Origin of the sequence: Yoonia sp., assembly GCF_017854565.1 — a bacterium.
Lineage (GTDB): Bacteria > Pseudomonadota > Alphaproteobacteria > Rhodobacterales > Rhodobacteraceae > Yoonia.
This window is the reverse complement of record NZ_JAFMHJ010000009.1, coordinates 80,341-87,969: the sequence shown is the minus strand read 5'-3', so window position 1 is coordinate 87,969 and position 7,629 is coordinate 80,341. Positions and strand designations below refer to the sequence as shown.

Here is a 7,629-nt window from a genome sequence, read left to right as displayed (position 1 = left end):
GCTACCACACTGGATTCACTAGATGAATCCCTCACAGAATTTGTGCAACAGAGCCTTGTAGACCGGAAAATCGGTCGCAATCGTAGCGGAGTCCAATGCCGCAGGGTCTGGACCTTCCCACAGCCCGCGGGCCTGCAATTCCGCCATCACTTCGCGACCGGTCCAAAGGATTGCTTTGACCAAAGCGTGGTTGGCCAGAGCGTCGCCGTCGACATTGCCGTTCACGATACTGTCTTGGTCATAGAGACCGGTGGTGGTGAAATCCTGCCACTGGGTGTCTTGGATCGGGTCGCCGGTGCGATCAGTCAGAAAGTCAGATGAGCCTGTCTGCAGGATGTCCGTACGCAAGGCACCGACAAACAATGTTTCGCTTAATTGAGGGGACGCGGCCAGAAAAATACTGCCGGCCCGTGCGGGGTCGGTGTTTTGTTGGTTTTGCTGTAAGGTATAAAACAGGCCGGCCCCGTCCAACAGGACGGTTTCAAACAGGGTCGCATCGACACCTTCGAACATGCTTAAATCAAGGGTTTCGGCCAATTGACCATCTGCGCTGATGTTGGCGTCAAAAAACGACTGCCAGTTTGCATCGGACGGCGCAAAATCTGTCATGCCATAGAAATCTTGCATGAACGTGAAGGTATCCCGTGCCGTCCAATTGGGCACGGTTCCATCAAACATGTTCAAAACGGCTTGAAAAAACACGCCAACCCGCTCACTGCGGGCATCCGTATTAATTTGATCGGCGGTTTCGCCGTCGATGACACCATCAATTTCGGAAAGTTGACGCCCTGATCCTGCGACGTCGCCGCGCAAGGCGGCGAAGATGGCGGGCATCACGGATGCGGCGCGTGCGGGGCTGTAGGACCCGTTGACCCGGCCGAATTGGTAGAGCGCCAGTCCAAGATCACGGCGGTCCGAATAATTCGCGCTCGGGGGCACCACGACCTGCTGCATGCCCACCACTTTGGCGTAAATTTCATCACCGCGCGTCTGGCCGAATTCAGCCACCAGACTGCGGTGCAACGGACCGAATTCCTGCTCGCCCAGATCCCCCAGATCGGGCAGCACGGTGACGTCAGGGCTCCAGTCATAGGCGGCCAGAAACGTCAGCTCGTCATCCGCGAATGCGGCCCCGTTGAGGTCAAACGTCAGATCTTCGCCGGCAACTGTCGCGCTCGCAAAGTCAGGTGCCGACGCCGCGTTCGGTTCATCCAGCGAGAAGGTGAAGGTCTTGGTCTCTGTGATCGATTGGACGCCGCCTGCGTTATGATAGATGCGGTCCATGCGTTGTGTGACGGTCACCGAATAGGTACCGTCTCCGTTGTCGACAACCGCGCCCGCTTCGGGGTCATAGCGGCCGATGAAAAAGGGCGCGTTTTCCACAAATTCGGTGCCGGTCTGGAACTGTGTGGTCAAAATATTGTCGACAACCTGCTGTTTGGCCTGATCGGGCGTAACATCGGTCAAATCCAACGTGAAGTTGGCGCCGTTGGACCCGGCGACTGTCGCTGTGTAGTTGGCGGGCGGTGGTGGTGGTGGCGGGAAACCGCCCCACAGGTCGCTATAGGCGACGGCATTATCCGCGGCAAAGCCCGGCTGGCCAACCAAGGACAGCTCTTCGCCAACCGGCGGCGCTGCGCCGACAAAGCTGTAGCCGACAATCGGAGTGCTCCTGCCGTAGCCAGTATACAACAGATCATCATTTTCATTTTCGCCGATCTGCAACGCCACGGCGGTGTAGGTCTGGCCGGTCGAATCCTGAAACTGCACCGTAAATGTCGCCTGCACCTTTTGGCCGGCGGTGTAGGTGACACCATCAATCACGACATCGCTCAGCAGCGTCTGCCCGTCATCCCCGATCGTGTTTTCGGTCCAGTAGTCCGGCACGCCGGGGTCCAAAAGGCGTCATCATCCCCCACATGCAGCACCGCTGACACCGGATTCGCGATCGTCACGCTGTCAGCGGGACCCGTCGGGCGCAACCCGACACCAGGGTAGCCGAAGTCGATAGCCGGACCCGTCGGGCGCACCCCGACACCAAAGCCTGCCCCGCTGATAAGCGTCAGATCGCTGTTGTAGACCAAATCGCCCCCCTCGCCAAAGCTGAGCTCGGGTAAATCATCCCCGGCGGTGCCAAACGACATCTGCGAGATCGGCACGAAATGCACACTGTTGCCGACAGGCGCCAAGGTGCCCGACGCGCTATAGGCCTGCATCTCGGGCAGGAACTGCACCTCACTGACCGCCACCGACGTGCCTCTGGTGTCGATGATCCGCAGCAACACGGCATCCGGCACATCCGGCCCCACTTGCGCCCGCGCCTGCTCAAGCCAAGCCTGCTGCGCAATCGTCAGGTTCATCATGTTTCCGTCAGCCATCTCGATACCCCATATCCTGAAACTAAGTTCGAACCTGAAAAACAAACCGGGTACGGACCGTTGTCGTAGGTTTGGAACATGGAAACGATACGCTGGGCTGCAGGGGACGGGCAATTATCCGCAACTACGCAAAATCATCCGGGTTACGCAATGTGGGATGCGTAAACTACGTAGGCGGTGCAGGTAGATTGTGTGCGGCTGCGCGCACACGCCTCAGCTTGAACGATTCTGGACGTCGAAAGGTCACGCAGGGGCTGCAATGCCGTCGCTGCTTTGGCTTCTGAACGATGGCCGGAATGTGCTATGGACCGACCGTTTGGTGGACCAGACTATGCGGTCCCGGGTGTTCTGCAAAACTGAAAATAGCCGATGAACGCAGCCTAGGCCGCCAGACCTTTGGAGCCTAGGTTCAGATATTTCTGACGGCGGTCTGTCCGGAGGTCCTGCGCGGACTTCCCATCCAGATCGGCGAGTATTTTGGTTAATGCCTGTCCTACCGCCTTGATCGCCGCGTGTGTGTCTCGGTGTGCGCCACCTTTGGGTTCGGGGATCACCGTGTCGCAAACTCCCAACTCTGCAAGATCCTTGGACGTCAGGCGCAGGGCTTCGGCGGCTTCGCGCATTTTGTCGGCATCTTTCCATAGGATTGATGCGCAGCCTTCGGGACTGATCACGGAATAAATCGCATGTTCCAGCATCGCGACCCGGTTCGCCGTGGCAAAGGCAACGGCCCCGCCGGACCCGCCTTCGCCGATGATGACGCTGATCAACGGCACCCCAAGGCTGAGGCATTTTTCGGTTGCGCGCGCGATGGCTTCGGATTGGCCGCGTTCTTCGGCGCCTTTGCCGGGGTAGGCGCCGGGCGTGTCCACGATGGTGATCACGGGCAGGCCAAAGCGGTCGGCAAGGTCCATCAGGCGGATCGCCTTGCGGTAGCCTTCGGGGCGGGCCATGCCAAAGTTCCGTTCAATGCGGGATTTCGTATCATTGCCCTTTTCATGGCCGATGACCATGACGGGTTTGCCGTCCAGCCGGGCGATGCCGCCCATGACGGCGTGATCATCGGCAAAATTCCGGTCACCGGCAAGGGGCGTGTATTCGGTAAACAACGCCTCGATATAGTCTTTGCAATGTGGGCGTTCGGGATGGCGTGCCACCAGACATTTGCGCCATGGCGACAGGTCAGCATAGAGCGATTTGAGAAGGTCGGCGGCCTTTTTATCAAGGGCCTTGGCCTCTTTCTCGATGTCCATTTCGGGATTGTCGCGCGCCATGGCGCGCAGTTCTTCTGCCTTGCCTTCGATTTCGGCGAGTGACTTTTCGAATTCAAGATATAGGGTCATAGATGGCTCCGCTGTTACCCCGATATAATGATGTTGCACAGGGGTTTGCAATGTGTTGCGGTTTTGGTGTCATATCGGGCCAGGATATTAAAGATAGCAGGATAAGATGATGCGGAATTTTGGACTGATTGGCGTGCTGGCGTGTTTTGCTGCGGGCCCGATCGCAGCACAGGCGGTCGATTTTGGTGACGACGGCAGTGAGTGGGCGAATGATGGTGAATGTGATGATCCGCGATTTTCCGGTCCCGGCATGACAACGACGACGCTGCTGGACGCTGATATATTGCATGATGCGACCGATTGCCGGACGGCCTATGCTGCGGGCCAGCTTTCCTTGGACGGGGCAACGACGAAAGATGCCGCAGCGGACCCTGTGTTCGGCAATAATTCGAGCGAATGGGCCCAAGATGGCGAATGTGATGATCGCCGGTTTACCGGTGCTGGGATGGCGGCGGATCTTTTGACCACTGGTATTGGCACAGATGCTGACGATTGTCGGGCCGCAATCACGGCGGGCACCGTCAAGTTTTGGGATATGACGGCGGCCCTGCAGGCAACGCAGTGCAGCGGTATCAATTTTGGCAGTGACAGCGGCGCATACGCTATGGATGCCGAGTGTGATGATCCCCGGTTCGAGGGGTTGGGTGCGGCATCGCTCTTGTCCCAGGAAAACATGGGTGCAGATGCCACCGACTGTCGGCTGCTGTGTGGGTACGGTGCGGTTGCGTTGCGCGACTACTGACCGCTGATCATTTCGGATTGCCGCACGATGACCTCGGCCTGCTTGATTGATGCGATATCGACCAAGCGGCCTTTGTAAACGGTGGCACCTTCGCCCCGCGCCTTGGCGGCTGCCATCGCCGCAAGAATTTCGCGGGCTTCGGCGACGGCGGTGTCAGAAGGGGTGAACACCTCGTTGGCCAGTGAAATCTGTTTGGGGTGGATCGCCCATTTGCCGACCATGCCAAGCGTGGCCGACCGTCGCGCTTGGGCGCGGAACCCTTCATCGTCGCTGAAGTCACCAAAGGGGCCATCGACGGGCAGCACCCCACGGGCGCGGCAGGCGGCGACGATGGCGGTCTGCGCCCAGTGCCATGGATCGGCATAGTGCCGGGTATCGCCGTGCAGCATATAGTAGTTTTCCTGCGTGCCACCGATGCCGGTCGTCTGCATCCCCATCGAGGCGGCAAAGTCGGCCGCGCCAAGGCTCATCGCTTGGAGGCGGGGCGAACTGGCGGCGATTTCTTCAACGTGCGCAATGCCAGCGGCGGATTCAATGATCACTTCGAAACTGATACGCTTGGTGCGGCGTTTTGCAGTCTCGATCGCGGTAACGAGGGCGTCAACGGCATAGACATCGGCGGCACAGCCAACTTTTGGGATCATGATCTGATCGAGCCGATCACCGGCCTGTTCAAGCAGATCGACGACATCGCGATACCAGTAGGGCGTATCAAGGCCGTTGATCCGCACGCTGAGGTATTTGCTGTTCCAATCGACGTCATTGATGGCCTGAATGACATTGCTGCGGGCGGTGTCTTTGTCTGATGGGGCAACGCTGTCTTCCAGATCAAGGTTGATCACATCTGCAGCACTTGCCGCCATCTTCGTGAACAGTTTTGTGTTCGAGCCGGGACCAAAAAGTTGGCAGCGGTTCGGACGGGCAGGTGCGGTTGGTTGCAGGCGGAATGACATTGATGATCCTTCGGGCAGCAAAGTTACGTTTCTGACTGCTTTGTGGGTATAATATTGCGCGATCTGTCGCAAGCCGCATTCGCGCCTGCAGCATTTTACTGCTGCAGGCGCGAAAATCCTTCGCTTTTTGTCAGATGCCTGCGCTGACGATTGCCTGCGCCAATATTGGCACGGTGGTCGCATTCAGGCCGGCGATATTCAGGCGACTGTCACTGACCATGTAGATGCCATGCTCTGCGCGCAGTTTCTCGACCATTTCGGGCGTCGTTCCCAGACGGCTGAACATGCCGCGATGGGCGCTGAGGAAATCGAAACGGTCGCTGTTTGTCAGGCGGCGCAGTTCATCAGCAAGCTGTTGGCGCAACACCAGCATACCATTGCGGGTGTCTTCCAGCTCGGCCTCCCAATCGGCACGCAGTGCGGGATCAGTCAGAATTGTCGTTACGACCCGCGCACCGTGATCGGGGGGAAATGAATAGTTCTGTCGGTTCAGAAAGGCGAGATTCTGTTGTGTCAATGCCTGCTGCACCGGGTCTTTGGCGACGGCCATCAACACGCCCGTCCGTTCGCGGTAGATGCCAAAGTTCTTGGAGCAGCTGGCAGCGATCAGGCAGTTGTCAAAGGCACCGGCGATTTGGCGGGTGATTTGCGCGTCTGCGTCCAATCCGTCGCCGAAGCCTTGATAGGCGATGTCCACAAAAGGCACGGCGCCCTTATCCTGTAGGACCGCGATGACCTGCGCCATCTGTTCCGTGGTCAAATTGGCACCGGTTGGATTGTGGCAGCAGCCATGCAGCAACACCACGTCGCCCTGCGCAACGGTCCCCAGATCTGCCAGCAGGCCAGCGAAATCCACGCCGCGTGTCGCGCTGTCGAAATAGCGATATTCTGCCATTTTCATGCCAAGGTATTTGATGATCGACGGGTGGTTGGGCCAGGTCGGATCGGACAACCAGACAGTCGCGTTGGGGGCTGCCATCTTGATCAGCTCAAGCGCCTGCCGTATTGCGCCGGTGCCGCCGGGTGTGGCGACAGCCGCGACACGGTCCGCTGCAACACTGTCGCCAAGCACCAGATCGCGCATCGCGGCCCCAAAGGCGGGATCACCGGCAAGCCCGGTATAGGCCTTGGTGGTTTGTTCCGCCAAGATGCGTCGCTCGGCTTCTTTCACGGCGCGCATGACGGGCGTGTTTCCCGACGCGTCCTTGTAGACGCCGACGCCAAGATCAATCTTGTCGGCCCTTGGATCAGCCTTGAACGCCGCGATCAGGGCCAGGATTTTATCGGCGGGTTGGGGGTGTAGATTTTCCAGCATCACGCGGCTCCGGTTGCAATAGGAAGGTCGGCGTACATGCCCCATTCGGACCATGAGCCGTCGTAAAGGGCATGATCGGTTTTCCCGATCCGTTCAAGGGCAAGTGACAAGACGGCAGCCGTAACCCCAGACCCGCAGGTGGTGATCGCGGGTTTTTGCAGATCGACACCAGCATCGCGGAACACCATACGCAGTTCGTCCTTGGGTTTCATGGTGCCGTCGCTGCGCAGCAGGTCCTTGAAAAATACATTCTGCGATCCGGGGATGTGCCCTGCGCGCAGACCGGCGCGCGGTTCGGGTGCATCACCTTTGAACCGTGCGGGTGCGCGCGCGTCAATGATGCTGTGATCGCCAAGTTTGGCCGCACGCGCGACCTGCGTGACATCGCGCACCAGCGGATAATTGCGGGTCACCGTCATGTGCCGGTCCCGGATCACGGGTGGGGCGTCTGTCGTGGCCTGCCCATCGGCGCGCCATTTGGGCAGGCCGCCATCAAGCACGGCGACATCTGTCTTGCCCATCAGCCGAAACAGCCACCAGACACGCGCGGCTGAAAAGAGCCCCGCACCGTCATAGACCACGACTTGATGGCCGTCGCCGACGCCCAAGGCGCGCATGCGGGACATGAATTTTTCGACCGGTGGCGCCATGTGTGGCAGCTCTGACCGGTGGTCGCTGATGTCGTCGATGTCAAAAAACCGCGCGCCGGGGATGTGGCCCGCCTGATATTCTGCACGGGCGTCACGCGCCATATCGGGCAGATACCATGAGGCATCGAAAATCCGCAGGTCCGGATCCTTGAGATGTGCGGCGAGCCAGTCAGTGCTTACCAGCGTTTTTGGATCATCAGAGGCAGATGTGCTCATCGTTTTTTCCCATGCGGTGATGCAGGCATGGG

General features: G+C 59.0%; 7 protein-coding genes. 1 reads left to right on the top strand and 6 read right to left on the bottom strand.

Annotated elements, in window-relative coordinates:
* Window positions 1-18: 18 nt before the first annotated feature.
* The 3 genes from QZ196_RS06040 to QZ196_RS06030 form a co-directional block, all read right to left on the bottom strand.
* Entirely contained in the window at window positions 19-1,887 is a 1,869-nt protein-coding gene (locus QZ196_RS06040) for a hypothetical protein (RefSeq protein WP_296424858.1), read from the bottom strand.
* Entirely contained in the window at window positions 1,833-2,378 is a 546-nt protein-coding gene (locus tag QZ196_RS06035) for a hypothetical protein (RefSeq protein ID WP_296424857.1), read from the bottom strand. Before QZ196_RS06035 ends, QZ196_RS06040 begins: the two co-directional genes overlap by 55 nt.
* Window positions 2,379-2,758: 380 nt before the next feature.
* Window positions 2,759-3,721 carry an acetyl-CoA carboxylase carboxyltransferase subunit alpha gene (locus tag QZ196_RS06030; RefSeq protein WP_296424856.1) on the bottom strand — a complete coding sequence of 321 codons (963 nt, stop codon included), beginning with the start codon at window positions 3,719-3,721 and terminating at the stop codon, window positions 2,759-2,761.
* A 109-nt stretch (window positions 3,722-3,830) separates the two neighbouring features.
* Between QZ196_RS06030 and QZ196_RS06025 the strand changes: the two genes are divergently transcribed.
* A complete protein-coding gene (locus tag QZ196_RS06025; RefSeq protein WP_296424855.1) occupies window positions 3,831-4,463 on the top strand; it encodes a hypothetical protein in 633 nt (210 codons plus the stop codon).
* Here QZ196_RS06025 and QZ196_RS06020 read toward each other — a convergent pair.
* The 3 genes from QZ196_RS06020 to sseA all read right to left on the bottom strand — a co-directional run bounded on the left by QZ196_RS06020 (window position 4,457) and on the right by sseA (window position 7,597).
* The gene (locus tag QZ196_RS06020; protein ID WP_296424854.1) at window positions 4,457-5,416 is read right to left on the bottom strand and encodes an L-malyl-CoA/beta-methylmalyl-CoA lyase; all 960 of its coding nucleotides are present in this window, start codon (window positions 5,414-5,416) and stop codon (window positions 4,457-4,459) included. The two genes, QZ196_RS06025 and QZ196_RS06020, sit on opposite strands and share 7 nt — an antisense overlap.
* A 130-nt stretch (window positions 5,417-5,546) precedes the next feature.
* The gene (locus QZ196_RS06015; protein WP_296424853.1) at window positions 5,547-6,731 is read right to left on the bottom strand and encodes an amino acid aminotransferase; all 1,185 of its coding nucleotides are present in this window, start codon (window positions 6,729-6,731) and stop codon (window positions 5,547-5,549) included.
* Window positions 6,731-7,597, bottom strand: a complete 867-nt coding sequence (sseA, locus tag QZ196_RS06010; protein ID WP_296424852.1) for a 3-mercaptopyruvate sulfurtransferase — start codon at window positions 7,595-7,597, stop codon at window positions 6,731-6,733. Before sseA ends, QZ196_RS06015 begins: the two co-directional genes overlap by 1 nt.
* Between the last annotated feature and the right edge of the window lie 32 nt (window positions 7,598-7,629).